Source organism: Arthrobacter sp. 10N43 (genome assembly GCF_056394525.1).
This window is the reverse complement of the sequence record NZ_JBFTIA010000004.1, coordinates 90,747-114,879: the sequence shown is the minus strand read 5'-3', so window position 1 is coordinate 114,879 and position 24,133 is coordinate 90,747. Positions and strand designations below refer to the sequence as shown.

Genomic DNA, 24,133 nt, shown 5'->3' with positions numbered 1-24,133 from the left:
CCGGGCGGACGGTTAGCTGTCCGGCGCAGCCAGGGCGGTGATCATCCGCTCCATGCGCGCGACGCCGGCAAAGCGGCCGGCGTTGTCCGTCACCAGAAGGGGGTCAAACCTGTTGCCCTGAGTCCGCGTCATGCAACGCGCCAGCGCCTCGCCGATCGGCGTGTCCAGGTTGACCCGCATTCCCGGGCTCACCATGCCCATGGCCGCCGCGACGGGATCGAGCACCGCGACCGGCCGCAGGTGTTCCTCCATCAGCACCACGGACTGAAGGGCGGGGTTGGCATCAAAGGCGGCAGCCGCCGTCGCCGTCGTGGTGGCCGTTGTCGCGGGTTCCGCGATGTCCCGAATAGTGCTCCGCTGCGTCACCGGGGGTTTGGACGCCAGGCGGTGGGCGACGTCAAGATCGATCTGCACCCAGGCCGGTCCCGGCCGGGCCAGGCAATACCCCTGGACAAGCGGCACGCCGAGGGCCACCAGGGCGTCCAGTTCCTCCACCCGTTCCACTCCCTCGGCCAGGATCCAGGCGTCGACCCGACTGGCAAAGGTTCCGAGCATGGAGATCAGGGCCCGTTTGGCCTCGTCACGGTCGAGGTCCTGGACGAGTTCGCGATCGATCTTGATCAGCGAGGGCCGCAGCGCCAGGAGGTGGCGGAGCCCCGCATAGCCGGCTCCGGCGTCGTCGACGGCGATCAGCGCGCCGGCGGCGCGCAGCTGGTTGAGGTCGGGCTCGAGCTCCAGATAGGAGTCGATCGGGGTTTGCTCCGTCAGCTCAACCACCAGTCCGCCAAGGTTTCCCTGGCGGCGCCAGATCTCCCGGATATCGTCCGTGAGCAGCAGCTCCGGCGAGACGTTGAGGGTCAGGAAGCAGTTCGCAGGCAGGGTGGGACGTGCCGCGAGGGCAACCCGCAAGGCAGCAGCCTCAAGCTCGGCCGCCAGGCCATGAGTGCGCGCTGCGGCAAACCACACTTCGGGGTTCTTTTCGGCGAACCCCGGAAATCGCGCCAGGGCCTCGTAGCCCACCACCGTTCCGCGGGCAGTATCAACGATGGGTTGGTAGGCCGCGGAAAGGCCGACACCCCGGCAGGCGGCCGCCAGCTGCTCGTTCCAGTCCGGGCCGGGAACGGCCCCGGCGTGGGGCCGGAGGCCGCCTGCCTCGTGAATCAACTAACGGGAACGATGGCTCTGTGGACGGCCTGCACGACGTCGGCCGGCAGCTCCTCCAGCCCATGCGAAGACGCAGCGTGAGCGGCGACATTGACCAGAATTTCATCTTCCGTACTGCACACCCAGCGTGCTTCACAACCGGGAACCACATCACCACAGGCAAACGACTTCACGAATTCTCCCTTTACTTCTTCGACAGCGGACCGGACAACAGTACGATGGCGGTGCCTCGAAAACTGAGATTTTGCTCGCAGAAAAGCGGGGTGTTGCCGGAACACGAACGCCAACAGAGCGCGAAGCCGGCAATGTCACTGCTTGGCCAGGGTCCCGATCTTGCTACCGCTGTTGCCGTAGACGACAAGCACAGTCCCGTCCACCTTGGCGGTGTGCGCCTGCGACAGCCACGTGTCGACGTCGCTGCAGGCCATCATGGTGGATGCGATCGGGCCGAAGTCGAAGGAATCGGCCGAAATCGATCCTTTGCCCGTCAAACGATTGCAGCCGTCCGTTCCCTGGAAGGAGCCGTCGTCGGTGATCGTGAGGTTGGGCTGACCTTTGACGGTCTGCCCCCAACTTCCGGCGAACGATTTCAGGGCCGGACCGGAGCACCCCGTGAGTGCCGCCAGCGCCATGCCGGCAACCAGCATGGCAACAACCAGCAGACCGCTTCGGCGCAACCGACTCATGCCGCCATGCTAGTTGAGCTATCTCCCGGACGGAAGGATCATTCCGCCTCTCCGGGTCGCCTTCGGACTCCTAGCGGCCGGCAGCCGGTGCCCCCGCTTCGGCGGCGACGGCGGCCGCCTCGATCCGGGCCCGGTGGACAGCCCACTCTTCGGGCGTACGCACCGACAAGTTCGGATCCCCCGGGCGCTGGCCAGCGCTGCCGTCGATGAGCTCGCGCAGGATGTCCGCGTGGCCGAGGTGATGGGCTGTTTCCACGCACATGTGCACAAGAATCTGGTGCAGGGTCACGTGCTTGCGCTCGTCCGGCCACCAAGGCACCACGCCGGGCGCGTCCAGGGCGAGCTCCTCGATGGTGGCGTCGCTGTGCGCGGCAGAGACGCGGTGGAGCTCTGCGATCTGCTCCCGCGTCTCGCCGGGGGCAGCCCACATGTCAGCGTCGGGCTCCGCATTCTCGGCCAACCATGGCAGTTCCAGGTCGCTGGGCCGGCCAAAGACCTCGCCGAAGTAACCGAGCTCTACGCTGGCCACATGCTTGACCAGGCCCAGCAGGTTGGTGCCCGTGGCCGTGAGGGGCCGGCGCGCGTCGTACTCGCTGAGCCCGTCGAGCTTTGCCAGCAGGCTGGCCCTTCGGGTGCGCAGGTAGGTGTGCAAGATCGCCTTTTCATCCATGACCGGCACTATACCGAACCCCCGGGCTGCGGCCTGCGGAAATCTCGGTTTCATAAAACGTATGGAATAATCAGCGGCAACGGGCCTCGGGGGGAGGCCCCGACTGACAGGACACCCAACGTGAGTCACAGTTCCGGTGTAAAGCGCGTCCCGCCAGCCGCCGCAGTTCTTCTGGCCGTGGTTCTTCTGGCTGCAGTCCTCGCCGTCCTGCTGGCAGCCTGCGAATCAGGCGCGGCAGCCCAGGGCGAATCCCCCGCGGCCGCTGCCCCTGCAACGACCCCGGCGGCCGGGGGCCTGCAGGGGACGACCGAAACGAACGGGTTCTTCCAGCCGATGCGCTACACGGCTGTCGACGGAGACACCTGGGAGGGCATCGCCGCCCACTTCAGGATGACTCCCGAGATCCTCAGGAGTTTCAACGAAGCGGTGTCCATTACCGCGGGAGAAGTCATCGACCTCAGAGGCGTGGCCGTGCCGCAGCTGGGGGCCGGCGGAAGCGTGACCGGCCAGGACGGGCAGGGGCGGCTCCTGTACGAGACGATCGCAGGAGACACCCCTTCTGGGATCGCGAGCCGCTACGGAGTCCCGCTCTATGCGTTGCGGATAGCCAACCTGAACCTGTTGACCGGCCACGAGTGGATACCGCCCGCCGGCACCACGGTCACCATCCCGAGTCCAACGACCAACTGAGCCGCGGCGTTCTTGGGGACTACAGAACGGCGGGGAAAGAAAAGGCCTCCGGAACTGATTGGTTCCGGAGGCCCCCCGAGGGAGTAACCGGACGAAAGGCACGCACGGTCCTTCAGGAGGCTTCGGAGCCCGTCTCCGAAGCGGATGCTAGCGTTTCAGCGTTACCTCCGGGCTGGATACCCTGCCGGCCGAATACGTGCTGGCAGCTCCCCAGGTGTCGCCGGCGATGAACTGGTGCCGTGCACCGTCCGTGATCGGGGCGACGTAGAGCTTCTTCAGGGTGGCACTGCGGTCCTCGTAGTACGCGTAGGCTGCCCCCGATGCGAAGGAGCGGAAGCCCTCAATTCCGGAGTCGCACAGGGCAACATAGTTCCCGTCCGGGTTCCAGGCATAGCACAACTGGTACGGGAGTTTGCCGAGTTGGCCGCCAGGCGCCTTGCCGAGATTCTGGTCCGCGGTCCAGGTCTGGTTGGCCCCGACCCACGACACTCGCTGCAGCGTGGTCGGCCACATCACCATGTAGGGGCAGTAGTACCAGCCGTCTGTCGCCCACGTGATTTTTCGGTGAACGTGCAATCCTCCCGCTGCAGTCATGCTGTACACGACCCGCGCGGTCCCCACCTTGCTCTCGCTGCCAGGGTGGTAAAGATCCGACAGCCGCTCGATCGTGAACCCGTTCGAGGTGTAGATGGAGTCCACTGGCGGAGTGAGAGTCTTGCCCTCGGCGTAAACCTTCCAAGACGCAGGGCGGTCGTAACCGTGCTGGTTGCCGATGAACGCGTCAGTGCCGCCGATGGCAACACCCAAGGCGTATTCCCACGCCGACGGGTCGCTCCGTCCAGCGCCGCCCAACTGCTCATCAAGGACCCACGTCGTCTGACTATTCGGGGTCGGGTGGTCGCGGCCGATGGCGGCCACCGTCACGTACGGCGCCGGCACCCCTTCGGCGCAGGGGCCTGGCATGTCCGACTGCTCGAGCACCACGCCGTCAAAGTCAATCGTGTCGCCGACGGCAGCAGCGTCAGCATTGCCGATCCGAAGAAGCATGCTTACTGTCCCGGCTGGGGCTGTTGCAGTTACGGAAGTCCAGGCAAAAGTAGCGCCGGTGATGGTGGGCGATGAGGAACTGTTGCCGATTGCGGCCCCGGCAGAATCGTAAAAGGACATCTGCAGGGATACGCCTACATTTCCAGACGCCCGAACGTAGGCAGACATGGTGTGTGGCAGACCGGGGACAACTGTAACGCGAGGCGAAATATCCACCTGCTGGTTGTGGGTACCAGCAGTGTTGTCCGTGACGGTCAGTCGGTAGTATGCACCGCCCTGGGCCGGAGCGGCGCCTGCCACCCTCGACAGTGAGGCGCCTGTTGCTTCGCCCTCCGAAAATTCCACTTCGGCCGACGGATTGCCAACCAGGTGGACCGGGATGGAACCGGCTCTCTGCACGCCTGTCCCCAGAACGGTCACGGTGTAGGTCCGTTGCGTGTCGAGGTTCGTGGACAGGACACGGTCCGCGAGGCAGCTCACCCCATACGTGTGCTGGCTGATGTAGTAGGCGCTGGTACTGATGTTCCCCGCATCGATATCGCACTGCGTGACCAGTCCGGCTTCCAGCATCTCCCGGCCCGACAGCAGATCAGACGGCGTGTGTGTCATGCCCAGATCATCCGTCATGCGGACTTCGGCAATCCCGTTGGACGAGTGCGCGGTATAGCGCATTAGGGCCGCGCGGCTGCCCACCGGCAAGGTGAACCGGGCGTATTCCCTGCGGGTCCTTGCCCGACGCCCGGCTAACGGGGTGGAGTCCTCCCAGCTCGCCCCCTTCCACGTCCAGTCCGCCGCGTCCCAGTTCGTGTACAGGCCGGCGCGGTAGGCGGCGAAATTGTTCAACTGCACGAGTTGCCTGGCCTCGGCGCCGCCGTCAGTGTTTGGGGAGTTACTGAAGGTGTGAACCATCCACCGCAGCGAATCCAGTTGGTAGCCCATCCAGTACTTGTACTTTGACGTGCGGCGGAGGAAGCACTTGCCGGAGGGCATGGGGCGGGTGCGTGCCAGCAGGTTGTGTCGCAGTGGGTCCAATAGTTGGGCGAGGTTGTTCTCCTGCTGGGCCTTCTGGGCGTTAGCCGGGATGACGTGACTGCCGCCGCGAAGCAGTTCGTTCTCGTCAGGCGTCTTAAGGCCGCGCAGTGTTGTCTCTGTCCCCAATGGAAGTCCTTTGCGTGATTCATGGCTCGTCGGTGTAGGCGTCGTCGGTTGTGCCTGCCCTTGGGACGGCCAGATCCGTCGCCCGGCGCTACTCAAAGGCTCCGCAATGCTCGTTGGCGAGAATCTCGGGGCCTTGGGCACTTGGGCCAGGATCGAGGACGTTAGGTAGAGGCGTTGCCCGACACGCGGGAACTATACGCGCGCGGGGCGGGCGAGGCAGCACGAAACGCGGTCGACGGCGCGGCCTGGTTGTTGCGGCACGCAGAACGGTGCTCACGGGGCCCTGATATGGCTGGCACCATTGCGCGCAAACACGGGAGCCTCGCTCTGGACATCCACGCGGTCCTGGTGGATGAGCATCTGGACGGGGCGGCCGCACACTGGATCGAGCCGTTTCACACTCAAGTGTGTTCAAAATGTGCCCAGACAGGATTCTCGAGAAAACAACAAAGGGCTCTATTTCCTTAGCTACTGCTAGGAAATAGAGCCCTTTGCAAGGGTGGCAGATGAGGGATTCGAACCCCCGTAGGCGTTGCCAGCTGATTTACAGTCAGCCCCCTTTGGCCGCTCGGGTAATCTGCCGAACTTCAAAAGAAGATCACTCGCGGTTTCCAGTCCCAGAACGCCTGTTTCCAGTCCGTTCCGCTTCCAGCACCCGCGGGCAAGACAACTTTACAGAACTTCTGCCGAAGAATCGAATCGGCGCCGGAGAGGGCCGAAATCCCCGGAAAATCAGGCCTCTCCGAGAATGCGTCCGGCCAGGCGTTCCTCGAATCGTGCTGCCTGCTCCGCGGTGACCTGGTTCAGCTGGACGGCGCGGGCCAGGTCGGCGTGGACACCGTCCATGCGGGCTGACGCATCGGCGGTCGGGCTCAGGATGATGGAGGCCGCCAGGGCAGCGGCGGCAACGGAGCTCGCCGTCGTCGCCAGGGTGCTGGCAGCGGCGGCGGTGGTGCGGGTGACGTAGCGGACGGCCTTGTGGTGCATGTTCTTGCCTTTCAGCGGGGGTTCCAACCCTTGCAACTCTGGGCGCCCCGGCTTCGTTCCCGCCATGATTGAGCTATGAGCGGACTGTGAAACGTAGCCGCACCTGCCGGCCGCCACATCCGGGGCATCCGTACTAGGCTGGAATGCAGAGATCCCGGCCTCACCTGAGGCCCCCGGCAACCACCAGGAGGACAGTCATGGCAGGCGAATCCACGTTCGACGTCGTCAGCAAGGTAGACAAGCAGGAAGTCGCCAACGCGCTGAACCAGGCGCAGAAGGAAATTGCGCAGCGCTACGATTTCAAGGGCGTCGGCGCCGAGGTTGATTTCAGCGGCGAGAAGATCCTCATGAAGGCCAACTCCGAGGAGCGCGTCCTGGCGGTCCTGGACGTGCTGCAGTCCAAGCTCATCCGCCGCGGCATCTCGCTGAAGTCCCTCGACACCGGCGAGCCCTACGCCTCCGGCAAGGAGTTCCGGCTCGAGGCCTCCATCAAGGAGGGCATTGCCCAGGACCTTGCCAAGAAGATCAACAAGCTGATCCGGGACGAGGCCCCCAAGTCCGTCAAGTCCCAGATCCAGGGGGACGAACTCCGGGTGACGTCAAAATCCCGCGATGACCTCCAGGAGACCATGAACCTGCTCAAGGGCTTCGACGAGGCCGACCTGCAGTTTGTGAACTTCCGCAGCTAGCGGCCCGTCCGCTGCGGACGCTTCCTCGCGACGCGCAAAAGGGACGGCGACACCGGAATTCCGGTGTCGCCGTCCCTTTTGCGTGTCGCGGAGCAAATGCCGCGTCGCCAGCCAAGCCGCCCGGCGCCAGCCAAGCCGTGAGCGTTCTAGCTGAGCGGACGGCCCGCCATCCGCTCCAGCCGGCCGATCCGCTCGGCCATCGGCGGGTGGGTGGAGAACAGCTTGGCCACGCCCGCCCCGCGGAAGGGGTTGGCGATCATCAGGTGCGAGGCGTTGACGAGCCGCTGGTCCTGGGGCAGCGGCTCCAGCTGGACACCCTGCTCGATCTTGCGCAGGGCGGAGGCGAGCGCCAGCGGATCGCCGGTGAGCGAGGATCCGTCCTCGTCGGCGTCGTACTCCCGTGTGCGCGAGATGGCCATCTGGATCAGGGAGGCGGCGAACGGGGCCAGCAGGGCCATGGCGATCGCGGCGAACGGGTTGCCGTTGCGGCGGTCCCCGCCGCCGAACAGCAGCATCATCTGCCCCACCGAGGTGATGACGCCGGCGACGGCGGCGGCCACCGACGCGGTCAGGATGTCCCGGTTGTAGACGTGCATCAGCTCATGGCCAAGCACGCCGCGCAGTTCGCGGGCGTCCAGAAGCCTCAGGATGCCCTCGGTGCAGCACACTGCCGCGGTCTTCGGGCTCCGGCCGGTGGCGAAGGCGTTGGGCGCCATGGTGGGCGAGACGTAGATCCGTGGCATCGGCTGGTTGGCCCGGGCGGAGAGCTCGCGGACGATCTGGTACAGCTGGGGCGCCTCGGCCTCCGTGACGGGGTAGGCCTGCATGGACCGGATGGCGATCTTGTCGCTGTTCCAGTAGCCGTAGGCCGTGGTGGCGACGCCGATCAGGGCCATGATCACGATGGGCGCGGCACTGCGCGTCCCGGCGGCGATGAACACCCCGAGGCCCAGCAGGACTGCCCACAGGACTCCGAACAGGGCCGCGGTTTTCAGTCCGTTGTGATGCTGGTGCACTGGTCCTCCTATATGCCCTGTATTTCCGGATGTCGCGAACCTCGATACGTACCCATAAAAACGAACCGCTACGGTACCGGGTTCCGCGCGTCATACTGCAGGAATCCGGACTGTCGGCGGGCCAGCGTCCAGGCCACGGCAATGCACAACACCCCGCCGAGCAGCAGGACCCATCCCTCGTTCAAAAGTTTAGTCGCGCCGCCGGCCAGCATGTCTCCGATCCGGGGCCCGCCCGCGACGACCACCACGAACACGCCCTGCAGGCGCCCGCGCAGGTGGTCCGGGGTGGAGGCCTGCAGGATGGTGGTCCGGAAGACGGCGCTGACGGAATCCGCGATCCCGGCGAGTGCACAGCACAGGGCCGCGGGCAGCAGCCACACCGTCGCGCCACCGCCGCCGGACTGACCGGCGAGGACCACCACCAGGCCGAGCGCCGCGATTGAGGCGCCCCAGCCCATCACGGACCACACGACGGCGGTCCCCTGGCGGCGGACACCGCCCAGCGGCCCGGAGAACAATCCGGCCAGGAAGGCACCCACGGCCGTGGAGGCCAGCAGGATGCCAACGGTTGCCTCGCCGCCGCCGATCATGAGTGCAGCGATGGCGGGCAGCAAGGCCCGCGGCTGGGCAAAGATCATGGCCACGAGGTCGATCACGAAGGTCATGCGGACGTTGGGCCGGGTGCCAAGGAATCGGAAGCCCTCGAGCACCGAACGCAGTCCGGCCGGCTTGGCATGCTGCCCGGGAGGCATGGGCGGCAGCTTGAGTAGCGCCCAGAAAGCGAAGGCGAAGGTGACGAGGTCGATCGTGTAGGTCCAGCCGAATCCGATCCACGCCACGAGCACGCCGGCCAGCAGCGGACCGGCCGTCATGGTCAGGCCGAAGGTCATCATGCTCAGGGCGTTGGCGGCCGGAAGCAGTTCCTTGCGCACCAGGGCGGGGATGATAGCGCTGCGGGCCGGCTGGTTGATGGCCTGGGCTCCACTCTGCACCGCCACGATCGCGTACAGCAGCCACACATTGCCCACCTGCAGCCATGCCTGGAGGGCCAGCGCGGCGGTGCTCAGCCACAGCACGGACGAGGCCAGCAGGGCCACGGTGCGGCGGTCGTGGGCGTCCGCGATCGAGCCGCCCAGGAGGCCGCCGAAGATCAGGGGGACGAGGGCGAAGATGCTCAGCAGCCCGACGTAGAGGCTGTCCTGGGTCAGCCGGTAGACCTCGAGGCTGACGGCCACCAGTGTTAGCTGGCTGCCGAGCGCGGAGACGGCTGAGCCCAGCCACAGGCGGCGGAAGGCGGGACTTTCGCGCACGGGGGTGATGTCCGCCAGAAGATTCTCCACCGGGCAACTCTAGCGGCGGCCGGGGACGGGCTGTGACACGGACGGACATTCTTAGCCCTGCCTTATTGTGAGACAGTCATAATAAGTGCTTCAATGAGGGTATGACGGATTCCTCGGGCACCCACGATGCATGGGCAGCCGCCCTGCGTGCCCACGGCCGCCGGGTGACCAAGCAGCGCCTGGCCGTGCTGGCCGCCGTCGAACATCACCCGCATTCCCCCGCCGAGGCAATCCTTGCCGCCGCCCGGCAGGAATTGCCGGACCTGACCGCCCAGTCCGTCTATGTGGTCCTGGGGGACCTCACCGACCTGCACATGCTGCGCCGGTTCGAACCCCCGCACTCCCCCGCGCTGTACGAGACCCGGGTCGGAGACAACCACCACCACGCAGTGTGCATCAGCTGCGGCCGCGTGGAGGACGTCGAATGCGCCGTGGGCCATGCGCCCTGCCTGACCCCGCACTGGGACGCGGACGCCAAGCCGATGACCATCCAGATCGCGGATGTGCTGTACCAGGGCATCTGCCAGGACTGTCAGCGCACCCAACAGCTTCCTTCCGAACGAAACTAAGAAATCCAACCAAAGGAGAACGATGACCGAGAACATCTCTGCGCCCGCAGTGTCCACGACACAGTCCGGCGCTCCCGTCACTTCCGACGCCCACTCCAAGTCCGTCGGTGCCGACGGCGCGATCATCCTGACCGATCACTACCTGATCGAGAAGCTCGCGCAGTTCAACCGCGAGCGCGTCCCGGAGCGCGTCGTGCACGCCAAGGGCGGCGGCGCATTCGGCACCTTCAAGGCCACCGAGGACGTCTCGAAGTACACCAAGGCCGCGTTCCTGCAGCCCGGTGCTGAGACGGACATGCTCATCCGTTTCTCCTCGGTCGCCGGCGAGAACGGTTCCCCCGATACCTGGCGCGACCCCCGCGGTTTCGCCGTGAAGTTCTACACCACCGAGGGCAACTACGACCTCGTCGGCAACAACACCCCGGTCTTCTTCATCCGCGACGGCATCAAGTTCCCGGACTTCATCCACTCCCAGAAGCGCCTCCCGGGCACCCACCTGCGCGACGCCGACATGCAGTGGGACTTCTGGACCCTCTCCCCCGAGTCCGCCCACCAGGTCACCTGGCTCATGGGCGACCGCGGCCTGCCGGCCTCCTGGCGTGAGATGCAGGGCTACGGCTCGCACACGTACCAGTGGATCAACGCCGAGGGCGAGCGCTTCTGGGTCAAGTACCACTTCAAGTCCAACCAGGGCGTCAAGTCCATGACGGGCGATGAGGCCGAGGCACTGGCCGGCTCGGACGCGGACTTCTACATCCGCGACCTGCAGGAGAACATCGCCGCCGGTAACTTCCCGTCCTGGGACCTGCACGTGCAGGTCATGCCGTACGAGGACGCCAAGACCTACCGCTTCAACCCCTTCGACCTGACCAAGGTGTGGCCGCACGCGGACTACCCGCTGATCAAGGTCGGCACCATGGAGCTGAACAAGAACCCGGAGAACTACTTCGCGCAGATCGAACAGGCCACCTTCGCGCCGTCGAACTTCGTGCCGGGCATCGCCGCTTCCCCGGACAAGATGCTGCAGGCCCGCATCTTCTCCTACGCGGACGCACACCGCTACCGCGTTGGCACCAACCACGCCCAGCTCCCGGTGAATGCACCGCAGAGCCAGGTCAACAACTACAGCCAGGACGGCGCCGGACGCTTCCACTTCAACGCTCCGTCCGTTCCGGTCTACGCACCGAACTCCGTCGCCGGCCCCGCTGCCGTGGAGCCCGCCGTTGCCGGCGGCGGCTGGGAGAACGACGGCGAGCTCACGCTCTCCGCGCACTCCCTGCACGCCGAGGACAGCGACTTCGGCCAGGCCGGCGCGCTGTACCGCGAGGTCTACAACGACGGCGAGAAGGCCCGCCTGCTGGAGACCGTCACCGGCGCCGTCGGCGGCGTGAAGAGCGCCGACATCAAGGAACGCGCCATCGCGTACTGGACCAACGTCGACGCCGACTTCGGCGCCAAGCTGCGCGCCAACCTGGGTGCCGGGCAGTTTGAGTCCGACGCCGAGGCCGCCAACAAGGTCTAGTCCCGGTTGAGTCGACCTGCGCCGTCAGCTCGACGGTGAACGCCCCGCCACGGATCTCCGTGGCGGGGCGTTGTGCGTTATCCACATGCGTGCGCGTGCCCCTCGCCTCCACGGACAGCGGATCCGTAGGATTTGGGCATGACCGCATTTGCAGGCATTCCGGATGACGCCTTCCGGTTCTACGCAGATCTTGAACAGAACAACAACCGCGACTGGTGGCTGGAGCACAAGCCGGTCTACGACGCTGCCGTGAAAGGCCCGCTCACCCAGCTGCTGGCCGAGCTGGAGCCACGCTTCGGCCCGGCCAAGATCTTCCGCCCCAACCGGGACGTCCGGTTCTCGCCGGACAAGTCGCCCTACAAGACCGCCCAGGGCGCCTTCGCCGAGCTGGAAGAGGGCTTGGGCTTCTATATCCAGCTCAGCGCCGACGGCCTGCTCATCGGCGGCGGCTGCCACACCTACACCCCGGCCCAGCTGGCGCGCTTTCGCGGTGCGGTGGATGATCCCGCCAGCGGCGAGGCCCTGAGGGAGATCGTGCGCAAAGTCGAGGCAGCAGGGTTCGCGGTGGAGGGCGAACGCCTCAAGACGGTGCCGCGGGGCTTCGACAAGGACCATCCCAGGGCGGAGCTGCTCAAGCACAAATCGCTCACGGCCGGGGTCAACGTGGGCCAGCCGGACTGGCTTGCCGGCCCCGGCGCGGTGGAGGAAGTGGCACAGCGCTGGGAGGAATTGCGTCCCCTTGTGGAATGGGAGGGCCGCTACGCCGCTCCCTGAAGGGTCAGCTGCGCCGCTCCCTAGGCATCAGCCGCTTCCTGCGAATCAGATGTGCTGGCCGTCGGTGGCCAGGCGCCTGTCGAGGTTGTTGAAGAAGACCAGCATCATCAGCTCAAAGGCCTCGCTGGCTTCCTCGGGCTGGTTGTTGACGACGAAATCGAACTGCAGCCCATAGAAGGCGGCGGTGAACAGGCGGGCGTCCGTGTCGGCAAACTCGGGCTGGATGCCCTGGAGGACGAGCCAGTCCCGGGACTTCTCGTGCAGCATCCGGAAGTGCTCCTGGGCGGTGCCGCGCGGTACCGCCGCCACCACGTCCTGCGCTGTGGCCTCAAATTCAAGCCGGGCCAGGTGCCGGTTGCGCTGCGCCATGGTCCACTGCCAGGACTCAAGGAGGAAGGCACGCCACGCGTCCCTGTCGATGTCCCGGACGTCCGTGGCACGAATGCTGTCCAGCCGGGATTCGATACCGCGGATGATCTCGTTGATCAGCTGTTCCCGGTGGCCGAAGTGGTACACCAGGACGTAACTGCTGACGCCCAGCCCGTCGGCGAGGCTCCGGAACGTGAGCTCCGCCAGCGACTTGTCCATCAGGTAATCGAGAATCGCGGACAACAACTCTGTTTTGCGTTCCGGTCGTGCGGGGCGGGCCATGCCTCCATCTTAGGGAGCAGCCCGCCCCTCCCGCGTCCGCAGCCGGAGGCCAACCCGCGCCGGCTCCTTCCCGGACAACGCCGAAATCGCCGGAGCCGTGCCAGGCCCCCGGAAATTTCCAGCGACTTCGCACGGCTCCGGCGACTTGGACATCCCAGAACCCGACGGTCCCGATCGGGAACCGGCAGTGCGGTCAGCGGGTGAGCGCGTCCTCGTCATCCATGGCAGCCGGTCCGGCCGTCGTGGCGGCGCTTCCCTGACCGGGGCCATTCACTGAGGCCCGTGCCTCCGCGAACTTTTCGTTCAGCCGGGAGTGACGCTGGCCGTAGGCGAAGTAGATCGCGATGCCGATAACCAGCCAGATCGCGAAGAAGATCCAGGTTTCCACGGCGAGGTTGGTCATCAGGTACAGGCACAGCACAGCCGAGACGACAGGGAGCACCTTGCCGAACGGGACGCGGAAGGCCGGCTTCAGGTCGGGGCGCTTCTTGCGGAGCACCAGGATGCCCAGGCTCACCATCACGAAGGCGGAGAGCGTGCCGATGTTGATCATTTCCTCCAGCAGGTCCACGTTGGTCAGTCCGGCCACGAGGGCCACTGCGGCGCCGCAAATGATCTGGAGGCGGGCCGGCGTCGCACGCACCGTGCTGGTCTTGGACAGCGAACGCGGAAGCAGGCCGTCGCGGCTCATGGCCAGGACCACGCGCGAGAGGCCCATGAGCAGCACCATGATGACGGTGGTGAGGCCCACAAGGGAGCCAAAGGCAATGATCTTGGCGGCGTCGGTATTGCCGACGGCCTCGAACGCGGTGGTGAGCGTCGGGTTCTTGGCCTCGGCCAGCTGCGTGTAGGAAACCATGCCGGTCAGTGCCAGCGACACCAGGATGTACAGCACCGTGACGATCGCCAGGCCACCGAAGATGCCGCGGGGCAGCGTCTTCTGCGGGTTCTTGACCTCTTCGGCCGAAGTGGCGACGACGTCGAAGCCGATGAAGGCGAAGAAGACCAGGGCCGCGCCGGCGAAGATTCCGAGGGTTCCGTACTGGGCGGGGGCCGCACCGGTCAGGAAGCCAAAGAAGGACTGCTTGAGGACATCCGCGGTTCCGGTGCCTCCGGTCGGCTCGGACGCCGGGACGAACGGGGCGTAGTTCTCGACCTTCATGTACGTGAAGCCGACCACGATCACGAACAGGACCACGGCAATCTTGATGAGCGTGAAGATGTTGCCCACGCGGGCAGAGAGCTTGGTTCCGAGGACCAGCAGCACGGTGAAGATCGCAACGATCAGGAAGGCGCCCCAGTAGAGGTCGATGCCGCCCAGGGAGATCGACGGCGGAATGTCCACGCCCATGAGCGCGAAGACCTTGCTGAGGTAGATGCCCCAGTACTTCGCGATCACGGCGCCGGCCGTGAAGAGTTCGAGGATCAGGTTCCAGCCGATGATCCACGCCAGGATCTCGCCCATGGTGGCGTAGGTGAAGACGTAGGCGGAGCCTGCCACAGGGATGGCTGTCGCGAACTCGGCGTAGCACATGATGGCGAGCGCGCAGGTGACGGCGGCCACGAGGAAGGAGATGGTCACGGCGGGGCCGGCGAAATTCGCGGCGGCCTTGGCGCCGACCGAAAAGATCCCGGCGCCCACGGCAACGGCGACCCCCATGATCATGAGGTCCCACGTGCTGAGCGAGCGTTTCAGCTTACGTCCGGGTTCATCGGCGTCAGACATGGACTGCTCGATGGATTTGGTCCGGAAAAGATTCATTAGGAAAGTCCGCAATCTCGATAACAGGTTTGGAAACAGACCTATCTATCGTAGTGTCCATCCACTGGACGGCCAGATTTGTCCCACATAGTGAGACGCTGCAGCGAGTGGGAGCGGCCGCGGAGCAGCCTCAAATCCCACCCTGATCAGCCTCAGACGGGCCACGGATGAGCCTTAGACGGGCCAGTCCATCAGCGTCGAGCGGATCAGGAATCGCTTGCCTTCCGGCGCTTCCACCGAGAACCCGCTCCCCCGGCCAGGAACGACGTCGACGGTCAGGTGAGTGTGGCTCCAATAGTTGAACTGCTCCCGCGACATCCAGAATTCCAGCGGTTGGGGCTGCAACCCGTCGGAGATGTCGAACAGGCCCAGCTGGACGTCGGAGTCCCCCGTGATGAACTCCCCTGCCGGGTAGCACATCGGCGAGGAGCCGTCGCAGCAGCCACCTGACTGGTGAAACATCAGTGGACCGTGCAGTGCCCAGAGCTTTCGCAGCAACTCGACGGACTCGGGGGTGAGCGCCACGCGGGAGAAGTCCTCGCCGTTGCGGGTGATGGCGGCGTCGAGCCTGGCCTGGGACATGGGAAGTACTCCCTCAGAAGTCGGTGGGGCGGAAGTCGGGGCTGGCGGAAGTCGGGGCGGGCGGAAATCGGGGCTGGCGGGAAATGGTGCGGGCGGGGCGGATCACTGCCGATCCGCCCCGCCCGGGTCAATGCGGCTTAAAAGAAGCCGAGCTTGTTCTCGTTGTAGCTGACCAGGAGGTTCTTGGTCTGCTGGTAGTGGTCCAGCATCATCGAGTGGTTCTCGCGGCCGATGCCGGAGGACTTGTACCCGCCGAACGCCGCGCCGGCCGGGTAGGCGTGGTAGTTGTTGACCCACACGCGGCCGGCCTGGATCTCGCGGCCGGCACGGTAGGCGACGTTGCCGTTGCGGGACCAGACGCCGGCGCCGAGGCCGTACAGGGTGTCGTTGGCGATCCCCATGGCGTCGTTGTAGTCACTGAAGCGGGTCACGGACACCACGGGGCCGAAGATCTCCTCCTGGAAGATCCGCATCTTGTTGTGGCCCTCGAACACGGTGGGCTGCACGTAGTAGCCGCCGGCAAGGTCACCGGGCAGTTCGGCGCGCGCGCCGCCGGTGAGCAGCTTGGCGCCCTCCTGCTTGCCGATGTCGATGTAGGAGAGGATCTTCTCCAGCTGGTCGTTGGAGGCCTGGGCGCCGAGCTGTGTCTCAGTATCCAGCGGGTTGCCCTGGATGATCTTCTCCACCCGGGCGATGGCGTCGGCCATGAAGGAATCGTAGATGCCGTCCTGGACCAGGGCCCGGGACGGGCAGGTGCAGACCTCGCCCTGGTTGAAGGCGAAGAGCGTGAAGCCCTCCTGGGCCTTGTCGTAGAACGCGTCGCTGGTGTCGGCGACGTCGTTGAAGAAGATGTTCGGGCTCTTGCCGCCGAGTTCCAGGGTGACCGGAATCAGGTTCTGGCTGGCGTACTGGCTGATCAGCCGTCCTGTGGTGGTTTCACCGGTGAACGCGATCTTGCGGATCCGTGAGCTGGAGGCCAGCGGCTTGCCGGCCTCGACGCCGAAGCCGTTGACCACGTTGACCACGCCGGCGGGCAGGAGGTCTCCGATGAGTTCCATCAGCACCAGAATCGAGGACGGCGTCTGCTCGGCCGGCTTGAGGACGACGGCGTTGCCGGCGGCCAGGGCCGGGGCGAGCTTCCAGACGGCCATGAGGATCGGGAAGTTCCAGGGGATGATCTGGCCCACGACGCCGAGGGGCTCGTGGTAGTGGTAGGCGGTGGTGTCGTCGTCGAGCTGGGACAGCCGGCCCTCCTGGGCGCGCACTGCGGAGGCGAAGTAGCGGAAGTGGTCGGCGGCGAGCGGAATATCGGCGTTGAGGGTTTCGCGGATCGGCTTGCCGTTGTCCCAGGACTCGGCGACGGCTAGCATCTCGGTGTTCTCATCGATCCGGTCGGCGATTTTGTTCAGGATCGCGGCGCGCTCGGCCACGGAGGTCTTGCCCCAGGACGGTGCGATCTTGTGGGCGGCGTCCAGTGCCAGCTCGATGTCCTCGGCGGTGCCGCGGGCCACCTCGCAGAACGCCTTGCCGGTCACCGGGGTGATGTTCTCGAAGTACTGTCCCTTGACCGGGGCAACCCATTCGCCGCCGATCCAGTTTTCGTAGCGGTCCTTGAAGGTGACCTTCGAGCCCTCGGTACCGGGCTGGGCGTAAACAGTCATTGCTAGCTCCTTTGCTGTGCAAGAGGGGGGCAGCAAGGCGCTTCCGGCCCCCGTTGCACCCAGCGTAGGCGCGCATAGGTTGCAATCAGGTTGCAACCTAAGTGAGCCAGGTCACCTGTCGGGCGTCCTGGCTTCCCGCGCCGGGGTCAGGCGCTCAGTTCCTTGTCCAGCCGTTCCAGATCGGCGACGACGGCGGCGCGCTTGGGCGAGCGGGGCGCCAGCAGCTTCAGCGCGGCGATCCGGACCTCGACGTCGTCCTTTGCCTCGGGCAGCGCAGCGTACTTCAGGAGCGATTCGGCGCTGCCGTCCGTCAGCAGGGCCTCGCGCATCAGCGCGGAGACCCTGCCCCGCAACTCCACGATGCCGGGCGCTTCGGAGCGTGGCAGCACGGCGCCGCGGTAGAGTTCCAGCGCTATCCGGTGGGCGCCGCGCTGCAGGCAGTCCAGCACCTGTCCGGCGTCGGGAACGAGGTCCAGCGGCAGGCGGTAGGGGCGTGACTCCGGGACGGCGCCGGGGTTGAGCTGGTGGAGTACCTTGCGCAGCCGCACCATCTCCGCGCGCAGCGTCATGGTGGAGGCGTCCCCCGGGTACAGGAGGGCGCAGAGTTCCTCTGCGTTCAGCCCTGCGGGGTGCGTGCTGAGCAGCGCCAGGATCTCGCTGTGCCGGGCGGACAGTGCAACGGTGCGGCCGTCGATGCTGAGCAGGGCCTGGTCGCGGCCGAGCAGCTGGAGGCTGTCGCGGTAGAGGCTGTTGGCGGCCGGCGCCCCGGACGGTCTGGGCGCCGAGCTGCGCCGCCGGGACGGCGAGGACTCGCGGGCGGCGGCCAGCTGCAGCCGTTCCACCCGCAGGTGGGCCTGGGCCGCGGCGACTGTGGCCTCAACGAGCGACAGCGTGTGCGGGGCCACGGCCGACTCGGTGCCGGTGATGTCCACGACCCCCAGCAGCGCGCCGGAATCGGGATCGTGGAAGGGCACAGCCGTGCAGCTCCACGGATGCACCGAGCGCTTGTAGTGCTCGGCGCCGGAGATCTGGATTCCCCGGCCTAGGGCCAGGGCGGTGCCGGGGGCGCTTGTGCCGACTGTCGCCTCGGACCAGTCGGCGCCGGGGACGAACATCATGCCTTCCGCCCGGCGCTGCAGTTCGGCGTCGCCTTCCACCCAGAGCAGCCTGCCGACCTCGTCCCCCACGGCTACCAGCATGCCGCTGTCATGGCTGGGCAGGACCAGGAGCTTATGGATCACGGGCATGATGGCGGCCAGCGGGTGCTGCCGGCGGTATTCTTCGAGTTCTTCGCGGTCCAGGGCCAGCGGCGCCTCGGGGTTGTCAGGGTTGGCGTGCAGTTGGGCTGACCGCCGCCACGACTCCTGGATCAGGCTGCTGAGTCCGGGCAGTTGGAGCGCCTCCGGGGAAACGAGTCCACGCGAGTCCAGTTCCTCGTGCCCGGCGCTGGCATGCTGCTGCCGCAGCGCTGCTGTGACCCCGCCAGCTGGCGGGAACAGCGCTGCCGGATGGACCAGATTCCTCATTGAACTCCCACCGGACGGGCTCGACGGCGTGCCGAAGGCCGCCTCGTCCGGCCCAGTCTAGTTCCGCCCGGGGAGTTTGGAAACGCACCGGCCTGTACAAGCCTGCGGGCGGCTCAGGCGCCGGCTCCCGGCGGCAGGACGTAGCTCTTGACCTCGCCCAGGTGCCGGATATCGGGATGCGGCAGGCCGGCGGCCGTGAGCAGCTCCTGGAATTCCCGGCCGCTGCTGAACCGGTCAAAGATCTCCCGGTTAGGGCAAGTGTCCAGGACGGCGATGCCCGCCTCCGTTTGCACGCACAGGTGTACGTCCAACTGGCCGGCCGGCAAGAGGGCCAGCATGCGGTCGTGGCCGGCCAGAAGCTCTGCCGGGTCACCGCGGAAGCTGTACATTCCCAAATACATCATCGCTCTCCTTCACATCGACTACGCTGCGCGATATCGCTATACAGGCACCACGGGATGCCGTCCGGCCCACGGCCTGGCCTGTTCCAGCTGGGCGGCGAGCCGGAAGAGGGTCGCTTCGGCGCCGAAGCCGGCGAGGAAGGACATGCCCACGGGAAGTCCCGCCGAATCGGCGCCCAGGGGGACGGACATGGCCGGGCCGCCCGTGATGTTGGCGTACTCGCCGTCGAACATCAGGAAGCGGCCGGCCTCCCGTTCCCCGCGGACGGGGTCCTCCGCCGTCGGCGTCAGGGTGCCCAGCGGCACCGGCGGCCAACCCACCGTCGGCGTCAGCCAGAGATCGTAGACCCGAAAAAAGCCGGCTACCCGGCGGCTGAACCGCTGCAGTTCCTCCACGCCCTGAAGGTAGTCTCCGGCACTGACCTTCCGGCCGCGCCCGAACAGGACCTCCGTGTGCGGTTCCAGCTCGCCAGGATCCGGCCCGCGGCCCAACCGCCGTGTCCAGTACCCCTCGATCCAGGCGGCTGCGGCGGCGTAGACCGCACGGATGGCCCGGTGCCCGGCCTGGTCAAGGGGCTCGGGGTGCGCCTCTTCGACGTCGTGGCCCAAGCTGCCCAGCAACTCCACGGTGGCGTCGAAGGTCCGAAGGTAGTCGGGATGGACGCTCTGGCCGCTGTTGGGCGTGGCCGTGGCGGCGATCCGCAGCCGTCCCGGCGGCGTCGCGGTTTCGGCCACGTACGGGCGCTGCTGCGGCGGTGCCCAGTAGGGGTCCCCGCGAGCCGGGCCGGCGACGGCGTCCAGCAGCGCCGCGGCGTCGCGCACTGTCCGGGTCAGGGCAAATTCGGCCGCGAGGCCGCCGACCACATCACCGTATTCCGGACCCATTGGCACCCGTCCCCGGGTCGGTTTGAGGGCGAAAAGCCCGCACCATGCCGCCGGATAGCGCAGCGACCCGCCGAAGTCGTTGCCATGGGCCATCGGGACGATCCCGGCTGCCACGGCGGCGGCCGACCCGCCGCTCGATCCGCTCGTGGACCGGGACAGGTCCCAGGGGTTGCGCGTGGCTCCGTACAGCAGCGGTTCGCAGTGGGGGCTGAGGCCGAACTCGCACGTATTGGTCTTGCCGATGATGGCCAGCCCGGCCCGGCGGAAGCGGCTCGCGAGCTCCTGGTCGCGCTGTGAGACGTTGCCGGCGAGCCAGCGGGAGCCTTCGGAGAACGGTGTCCCGGCGATTTCCAGGGCAAGGTCCTTGACGAGGAACGGCACGCCGGGAAAAGGGAGGTCATCGGCCGCCACGGCCGCTGCGCCGTCGTCCGGACTGCCGGTAACCGGGGAGTTGCCGTCCAGCTCGGCAATCACCGCGTTCACGGCGGGGTTGATTTCCCTGACGCGCTCCCGCGCCTCAGCGAGGAGTTCGGCGGCGCTGACCTGGCCGGAGCGGACCAGGTTCGCCTGTTCGGTGGCATCCATCCAGCGGAGTTGTTCGTCCACGGCAACCTCCCGAAGCGACTAACTGGGCGGGACCAACGGCACGGCATGAACGGCGCGGGACTATGCGCGGGAATCGCGGCGGCCCGGTGCCCGCCGCGAGCGTCGGTGTCCGTGAAGATTCTACGTCCGGACCCCTGGCGGGGACAGGCCTTGCCGGGTCCCTTCGGGACCCCTCAGGTGCCTCGAAGGGATCGAGCCCGCGGCAGGATCCCGGAGGGACCAGGCGTTCACTGGGTTGGTTCGGCCACTACATCGGCTCGACGAGCAGCTTTCTGATTTCGGTGAGCTTGGCTTCGGATGCATCCAGGCGCAGGCGGAGTCCCTCCACCGTCGCCGTACCTGTGTCGGCCGCATCGACGGGCGGCGCGGGAGCCTTGGGCGCCAGGAAGAAGTTGGCCAGGTAACCAGTGAACGTGCCGAAGATACCGACGCCGAGGACGATGATGCCCGACCCGATGGCACGGCCCAGATCGGTGACCGGGTACTGGTCGCCGTAGCCAACTGTCGAGATCGTGACGATCGTGTACCAGATGGCGTCCGAGGCGCTGGTGATGTTGGCCCCTGGGGCGTATTGCTCGACGCGGAGCATCGTAAAGCTTCCGAATTCCAGGACCAAAATGCCCATGAGCAGCAGGACGTACAGGGAGCTGCCGGCCCGGTCTTTCATCAGCGCGCGGCGGATCGTCCCGACGCCGACCTCGCGGAGCAGGCGGTACACCCGGATCAGCCGGAAGATCCGCAGGATCTTGAATTGGGCAACCGGCACGCTGGCCAACAGGTCGGCCCAGCCGAAGTGCTTGAAGAAATAGGCACCCGCCGAGGGCGCTGTGAAGATCCGGTAGAGGAAGTCGGCGAGGAAGATCACGCTGAAGATGGCGTTCATCACGGTGAGCACGGTATCGAGCGACGCGTCCTGCACGACATACAGGAGCACGAGGTTGACGATCGACAGGATCGAGAGGATACCGATGAAGATCTCGTATCCGGTGCTCTTCAGTTCACTGCGTTCCTTGGTCATGTGAGGATTCTGGCACGCAGGCGTCTGTGTGCCGACACTTTTTTCCAGCCATCACACGGCGGAAGGTGGCGGCATGCCTAGCCTCGGGAAATCTCGATCATGTCCTCGCGCGGCACCACCTTGATGCGCTCCCGTTCGATCCCCTTCGCGGACTCCGCCGCGGACCACTCTGCGCCGAGGGCGAGCTCGTGGGCATCGAGCTTGATCCACCCTTCCCACGTGGTGTACTCGATGCCGCGCTCCTGAAGCAGGTCGATGATGGCCTGCGGGTCCGGGTTCTGCGCCGGGGGCAGCGTCAGCCGGTCCTCCAGCAGGAAGCCGATGGTCTCCAGGGCGTCGCCCTTGGTGTGGCCGATCAGCCCGACGGGCCCGCGCTTGATCCAGCCGGTCGCGTAGATCCCGGGGACGGCGTTTCCCTCGGCGTCGAGCACGCGGCCGCCTTCGTTGGGGACAACGCCGCGGCGGGCATCGTATTCCAGCTCATCCAGCGGCGAGCCGTGGTAGCCGATCGCACGGTAGACGGCCTGGACGGGGTAGTCCAGGAACTCTCCGCTGCCCTTGACGTTTCCGGTGCCATCCAGCTGCATGCGTTCGAACTTGACGCCCGCGACCTTGCCGGGGTTCGCGGCGTCGTCGTATACCTCCACCGGGCTGTGCAGGAAATGCAGGTGCAGCCGGCGCGAGGACGGTTCCTCCGCCTCGGCGTGCTCCTCGACGAGCCAGTTGGTCAGGGTGTTGACCATGGTCCGGATCTGGTTGTTGCTGCGGATCGCCTCGTCCGAGGCCTCGTCGAACTCGAAGTCCTCCGGATACAGGACGATGTCCACGTCCTTGGCGTGGCTGAGTTCGCGCAGCTCCAGCGGCGTGAACTTCACCTGGGCCGGACCGCGGCGGCCAAAGACGTGGACGTCGGTGACCGGGGAATCCTTCAGCGCCCGGTAGACGTTGTCCGGGATTTCGGTGACCAGGAGTTCATCGGCGTGCTTGACCAGCATGCGGGCCACATCCAGGGCCACGTTGCCGTTGCCGATCACGGCAATCTCCTTGGCCTCCAGCGGCCACTCCCGCGGCACGTCCGGGTGGCCGTCGTACCAGGAGACGAAGTCTGCCCCGCCGAAGGAACCCTCCAGGCCGATCCCGGGAATGTCCAGGTCCGCGTCCTTGATGGCTCCGGTGGAGAAGATGACGGCGTCGTAGAAGGCGCGGAAGTCATGGAGCGTCAGGTCCCGGCCGTACGTGACGTTGCCGAGGAACCGGATGTCGCCGCGGTCCAGGACCTTGTGCAGCGCGTTGACGATTCCCTTGATCCGCGGATGGTCGGGGGCCACGCCGTAGCGGATCAGGCCGTACGGGGCCGGGTAGGCCTCGAAGAGATCGATGCTGACCTGGAAGTCGCCGTCCTTGACCTCATTGGACTTCGTCAGGATGTCCGCGGCGTAGACGCCGGCCGGACCGGCGCCAACAATCGCGACGCGGAGGGGACGGGTGGATGTGGATTCGGCCGAGTTGGACACCGGGAGCCCTTCTGATCCTTAGGGACAGCGCCAGTAGATACAGCGCACAGGCCCCTATTCTAAATGTCGCCGGCTCGCCTGCGCCCAATTGGCAGGAATAGGCGCAGCGCAGATGGTGTTATTGGTCTTGTGCCTAATCCCGAAGGATCCTTCTCCCCCGCCCCGCTGACGGCGCCGCCCGTCCCCGCCGCTGCCGCAGGCCCCGGCCCCGTCCGGCCGGCGGGACCGGCACCGGTAGACAAGGACACGACGGCGGGGATCCTGTTCGGCATCGGCGCCTACGGGCTCTGGGGGCTGCTGCCCCTGTACTTCTACGTCCTGCATCCGGCCGGCGCGGTCGAAATCGTGGCGAACCGGGTGGTCTGGTCGCTGATTTTCTGCATCCTGCTGATCACCGTCACCCGGTCCTGGCGGGTGCTCGGCGCCGCGTTCCGGAACCGGACGGTGATCGGCCCGCTGGCCATCGCCGCGGCGCTGATCGCGGTGAACTGGCTGACGTATACCTACGGCGTGACCACCGGCCAGGCCGTCGAGGCTTCCCTGGGCTACTTCATCAACCCGCTGGTCTCGGTCCTGCTGGGGGTCTTTGTCCTGAAGGAGAAGCTGCGGCCGCTGCAGTGGGCCGCCGTCGCAATCGGCTTCATCGCCGTGGGAGTGCTGACAGTCTCCTACGGCAAGCTCCCCTGGATCGCCCTGACGCTGGCGTTCAGCTTCGGCCTGTACGGATTCGTCAAGAAACGCGTTGGCCCGCGAGCGGACGCCATCACCAGCCTCACGGTGGAGACGATCGTGCTGGCCCCGGTGGCTGCGGCCACCATGATCGTCCTCGCGGTCAGCGGGGCGGCAAGCCTGGCCTCCAACGGTGCCGGGCATTTTTGGCTCTTGGTGGCATCGGGCGTCATCACCGCAGTGCCGCTGCTGTTCTTCGGCGCCTCCGCCCGCCGGCTGCCGATGACCACGATTGGCCTGCTGCAGTACTTCGCACCCGTCCTGCAGTTCATCGTGGCGCTCGTCGTGTTCAAGGAAGCTATGACACTTGACCGCTGGATCGGCTTCGGCGTGGTCTGGCTGGCCCTGCTGATCTTGACCGTGGACATGCTGCTCACTGCCCGGAAGAACTCCGTGACCCGGAAACGGGCCCGCGCCGCCGCGTAGGCGGTACCCAACTCCGCCGGCCGGCGTCCTGCACACCACGCCCGCCGTGCACTAGTGTCA

23 protein-coding genes and 1 tRNA gene are annotated in these 24,133 nt (G+C 66.4%); 6 read left to right on the top strand and 18 right to left on the bottom strand.

Going from position 1 to position 24,133, the window contains the following annotated elements:
- Nucleotides 1-12 precede the first annotated feature (12 nt).
- The 4 genes from AC1DDO_RS08715 to AC1DDO_RS08700 all read right to left on the bottom strand — a co-directional run bounded on the left by AC1DDO_RS08715 (nucleotide 13) and on the right by AC1DDO_RS08700 (nucleotide 2,520).
- Nucleotides 13-1,164, bottom strand: a complete 1,152-nt coding sequence (locus tag AC1DDO_RS08715) for an EAL domain-containing protein (RefSeq protein WP_476866725.1) — start codon at nucleotides 1,162-1,164, stop codon at nucleotides 13-15.
- Nucleotides 1,161-1,337: a DUF1059 domain-containing protein gene (locus AC1DDO_RS08710; RefSeq protein ID WP_476971750.1), complete on the bottom strand. Its 177-nt coding sequence runs from the start codon at nucleotides 1,335-1,337 to the stop codon at nucleotides 1,161-1,163. Before AC1DDO_RS08710 ends, AC1DDO_RS08715 begins: the two co-directional genes overlap by 4 nt.
- A 135-nt stretch (nucleotides 1,338-1,472) precedes the next feature.
- Entirely contained in the window at nucleotides 1,473-1,850 is a 378-nt protein-coding gene (locus AC1DDO_RS08705) for an META domain-containing protein (RefSeq protein WP_476866726.1), read from the bottom strand.
- Nucleotides 1,851-1,920: 70 nt separating this feature from the next.
- Nucleotides 1,921-2,520: a DinB family protein gene (locus tag AC1DDO_RS08700; protein WP_476866727.1), complete on the bottom strand. Its 600-nt coding sequence runs from the start codon at nucleotides 2,518-2,520 to the stop codon at nucleotides 1,921-1,923.
- A 120-nt stretch (nucleotides 2,521-2,640) separates the two neighbouring features.
- Here AC1DDO_RS08700 and AC1DDO_RS08695 point away from each other — a divergent pair, with 120 nt between their 5' ends.
- Nucleotides 2,641-3,210 (top strand): LysM peptidoglycan-binding domain-containing protein, encoded by a 570-nt coding sequence (locus AC1DDO_RS08695; protein ID WP_476866728.1) that lies wholly within the window; start codon nucleotides 2,641-2,643, stop codon nucleotides 3,208-3,210.
- A gap of 147 nt (nucleotides 3,211-3,357) precedes the next feature.
- Here AC1DDO_RS08695 and AC1DDO_RS08690 read toward each other — a convergent pair whose 3' ends face one another.
- The 3 genes from AC1DDO_RS08690 to AC1DDO_RS08680 all read right to left on the bottom strand — a co-directional run bounded on the left by AC1DDO_RS08690 (nucleotide 3,358) and on the right by AC1DDO_RS08680 (nucleotide 6,402).
- Nucleotides 3,358-5,415, bottom strand: a complete 2,058-nt coding sequence (locus AC1DDO_RS08690; protein ID WP_476866729.1) for a hypothetical protein — start codon at nucleotides 5,413-5,415, stop codon at nucleotides 3,358-3,360.
- A gap of 500 nt (nucleotides 5,416-5,915) precedes the next feature.
- Nucleotides 5,916-5,997: transfer RNA gene (locus tag AC1DDO_RS08685), tRNA-Tyr, on the bottom strand.
- Nucleotides 5,998-6,147: 150 nt separating this feature from the next.
- Entirely contained in the window at nucleotides 6,148-6,402 is a 255-nt protein-coding gene (locus AC1DDO_RS08680) for a hypothetical protein (protein ID WP_476866730.1), read from the bottom strand.
- 197 nt (nucleotides 6,403-6,599) lie between these two features.
- Between AC1DDO_RS08680 and AC1DDO_RS08675 the strand changes: the two genes are divergently transcribed.
- Nucleotides 6,600-7,091 carry a YajQ family cyclic di-GMP-binding protein gene (locus tag AC1DDO_RS08675; RefSeq protein ID WP_018773569.1) on the top strand — a complete coding sequence of 164 codons (492 nt, stop codon included), beginning with the start codon at nucleotides 6,600-6,602 and terminating at the stop codon, nucleotides 7,089-7,091.
- Between the two features lie 146 nt (nucleotides 7,092-7,237).
- Here the strand turns inward: AC1DDO_RS08675 and htpX are convergent, their stop codons facing one another.
- A complete protein-coding gene (gene htpX, locus AC1DDO_RS08670) occupies nucleotides 7,238-8,107 on the bottom strand; it encodes a zinc metalloprotease HtpX (RefSeq protein WP_476866731.1) in 870 nt (289 codons plus the stop codon).
- A gap of 68 nt (nucleotides 8,108-8,175) precedes the next feature.
- Nucleotides 8,176-9,447 carry an MFS transporter gene (locus AC1DDO_RS08665; RefSeq protein WP_476866732.1) on the bottom strand — a complete coding sequence of 424 codons (1,272 nt, stop codon included), beginning with the start codon at nucleotides 9,445-9,447 and terminating at the stop codon, nucleotides 8,176-8,178.
- Nucleotides 9,448-9,548: 101 nt separating this feature from the next.
- Here AC1DDO_RS08665 and AC1DDO_RS08660 point away from each other — a divergent pair, with 101 nt between their 5' ends.
- The 3 genes from AC1DDO_RS08660 (at nucleotide 9,549) to AC1DDO_RS08650 (ending at nucleotide 12,312) form a co-directional block, all read left to right on the top strand.
- Nucleotides 9,549-10,016 carry a Fur family transcriptional regulator gene (locus AC1DDO_RS08660; protein ID WP_441407760.1) on the top strand — a complete coding sequence of 156 codons (468 nt, stop codon included), beginning with the start codon at nucleotides 9,549-9,551 and terminating at the stop codon, nucleotides 10,014-10,016.
- A gap of 22 nt (nucleotides 10,017-10,038) precedes the next feature.
- Nucleotides 10,039-11,538 (top strand): catalase, encoded by a 1,500-nt coding sequence (locus AC1DDO_RS08655; protein ID WP_476866733.1) that lies wholly within the window; start codon nucleotides 10,039-10,041, stop codon nucleotides 11,536-11,538.
- 138 nt (nucleotides 11,539-11,676) lie between these two features.
- Nucleotides 11,677-12,312, top strand: coding sequence for a DUF2461 domain-containing protein (locus tag AC1DDO_RS08650; protein WP_476866734.1), 636 nt, complete (start codon nucleotides 11,677-11,679; stop codon nucleotides 12,310-12,312).
- 45 nt (nucleotides 12,313-12,357) lie between these two features.
- On the opposite strand, the gene AC1DDO_RS08645 is transcribed toward AC1DDO_RS08650, so the two are convergent.
- The 9 genes from AC1DDO_RS08645 to AC1DDO_RS08605 form a co-directional block, all read right to left on the bottom strand.
- Nucleotides 12,358-12,963, bottom strand: coding sequence for a TetR/AcrR family transcriptional regulator (locus AC1DDO_RS08645; protein ID WP_476971749.1), 606 nt, complete (start codon nucleotides 12,961-12,963; stop codon nucleotides 12,358-12,360).
- Nucleotides 12,964-13,156: 193 nt separating this feature from the next.
- On the bottom strand, nucleotides 13,157-14,725 hold the full coding sequence (locus AC1DDO_RS08640) for an amino acid permease (protein ID WP_476866736.1): 1,569 nt from the start codon (nucleotides 14,723-14,725) through the stop codon (nucleotides 13,157-13,159).
- A gap of 174 nt (nucleotides 14,726-14,899) precedes the next feature.
- The gene (locus tag AC1DDO_RS08635) at nucleotides 14,900-15,307 is read right to left on the bottom strand and encodes a DUF779 domain-containing protein (RefSeq protein ID WP_476866737.1); all 408 of its coding nucleotides are present in this window, start codon (nucleotides 15,305-15,307) and stop codon (nucleotides 14,900-14,902) included.
- Nucleotides 15,308-15,444: 137 nt separating this feature from the next.
- Nucleotides 15,445-16,968 carry an acetaldehyde dehydrogenase ExaC gene (gene exaC, locus AC1DDO_RS08630; protein ID WP_441407754.1) on the bottom strand — a complete coding sequence of 508 codons (1,524 nt, stop codon included), beginning with the start codon at nucleotides 16,966-16,968 and terminating at the stop codon, nucleotides 15,445-15,447.
- A gap of 146 nt (nucleotides 16,969-17,114) precedes the next feature.
- Nucleotides 17,115-18,494 (bottom strand): GAF domain-containing protein, encoded by a 1,380-nt coding sequence (locus AC1DDO_RS08625; protein WP_476866738.1) that lies wholly within the window; start codon nucleotides 18,492-18,494, stop codon nucleotides 17,115-17,117.
- 113 nt (nucleotides 18,495-18,607) lie between these two features.
- Nucleotides 18,608-18,898, bottom strand: a complete 291-nt coding sequence (locus AC1DDO_RS08620) for a hypothetical protein (RefSeq protein ID WP_476866739.1) — start codon at nucleotides 18,896-18,898, stop codon at nucleotides 18,608-18,610.
- A gap of 36 nt (nucleotides 18,899-18,934) precedes the next feature.
- Complete coding sequence (locus AC1DDO_RS08615; RefSeq protein WP_476866740.1) at nucleotides 18,935-20,386, bottom strand: amidase; 1,452 nt, start codon at nucleotides 20,384-20,386, stop codon at nucleotides 18,935-18,937.
- A gap of 247 nt (nucleotides 20,387-20,633) precedes the next feature.
- Nucleotides 20,634-21,404, bottom strand: coding sequence for an ion transporter (locus AC1DDO_RS08610; RefSeq protein WP_476866741.1), 771 nt, complete (start codon nucleotides 21,402-21,404; stop codon nucleotides 20,634-20,636).
- A 77-nt stretch (nucleotides 21,405-21,481) separates the two neighbouring features.
- The gene (locus AC1DDO_RS08605) at nucleotides 21,482-22,918 is read right to left on the bottom strand and encodes an FAD-dependent oxidoreductase (RefSeq protein ID WP_476866742.1); all 1,437 of its coding nucleotides are present in this window, start codon (nucleotides 22,916-22,918) and stop codon (nucleotides 21,482-21,484) included.
- Between the two features lie 120 nt (nucleotides 22,919-23,038).
- Here AC1DDO_RS08605 and rarD point away from each other — a divergent pair, with 120 nt between their 5' ends.
- The gene (rarD, locus tag AC1DDO_RS08600) at nucleotides 23,039-24,073 is read left to right on the top strand and encodes an EamA family transporter RarD (protein ID WP_476866821.1); all 1,035 of its coding nucleotides are present in this window, start codon (nucleotides 23,039-23,041) and stop codon (nucleotides 24,071-24,073) included.
- Nucleotides 24,074-24,133: the final 60 nt, after the last annotated feature.

Bases quoted from the DNA above. Each gene is read 5' to 3' on its own strand.
- AC1DDO_RS08705 (WP_476866726.1), bottom strand. From the start codon at position 1,850: ATGAGTCGGTTGCGCCGAAGCGGTCTGCTGGTTGTTGCCATGCTGGTT.
- AC1DDO_RS08700 (WP_476866727.1), bottom strand. From the start codon at position 2,520: ATGGATGAAAAGGCGATCTTGCACACCTACCTGCGCACCCGAAGGGCC.
- AC1DDO_RS08680 (WP_476866730.1), bottom strand. From the start codon at position 6,402: ATGCACCACAAGGCCGTCCGCTACGTCACCCGCACCACCGCCGCCGCT.
- AC1DDO_RS08675 (WP_018773569.1), top strand. From the start codon at position 6,600: ATGGCAGGCGAATCCACGTTCGACGTCGTCAGCAAGGTAGACAAGCAG.
- AC1DDO_RS08660 (WP_441407760.1), top strand. From the start codon at position 9,549: ATGACGGATTCCTCGGGCACCCACGATGCATGGGCAGCCGCCCTGCGT.
- AC1DDO_RS08655 (WP_476866733.1), top strand. From the start codon at position 10,039: ATGACCGAGAACATCTCTGCGCCCGCAGTGTCCACGACACAGTCCGGC.
- AC1DDO_RS08650 (WP_476866734.1), top strand. From the start codon at position 11,677: ATGACCGCATTTGCAGGCATTCCGGATGACGCCTTCCGGTTCTACGCA.
- AC1DDO_RS08645 (WP_476971749.1), bottom strand. From the start codon at position 12,963: ATGGCCCGCCCCGCACGACCGGAACGCAAAACAGAGTTGTTGTCCGCG.
- AC1DDO_RS08640 (WP_476866736.1), bottom strand. From the start codon at position 14,725: ATGAATCTTTTCCGGACCAAATCCATCGAGCAGTCCATGTCTGACGCC.
- AC1DDO_RS08635 (WP_476866737.1), bottom strand. From the start codon at position 15,307: ATGTCCCAGGCCAGGCTCGACGCCGCCATCACCCGCAACGGCGAGGAC.
- exaC (WP_441407754.1), bottom strand. From the start codon at position 16,968: ATGACTGTTTACGCCCAGCCCGGTACCGAGGGCTCGAAGGTCACCTTC.
- AC1DDO_RS08625 (WP_476866738.1), bottom strand. From the start codon at position 18,494: ATGAGGAATCTGGTCCATCCGGCAGCGCTGTTCCCGCCAGCTGGCGGG.
- AC1DDO_RS08620 (WP_476866739.1), bottom strand. From the start codon at position 18,898: ATGATGTATTTGGGAATGTACAGCTTCCGCGGTGACCCGGCAGAGCTT.
- AC1DDO_RS08610 (WP_476866741.1), bottom strand. From the start codon at position 21,404: ATGACCAAGGAACGCAGTGAACTGAAGAGCACCGGATACGAGATCTTC.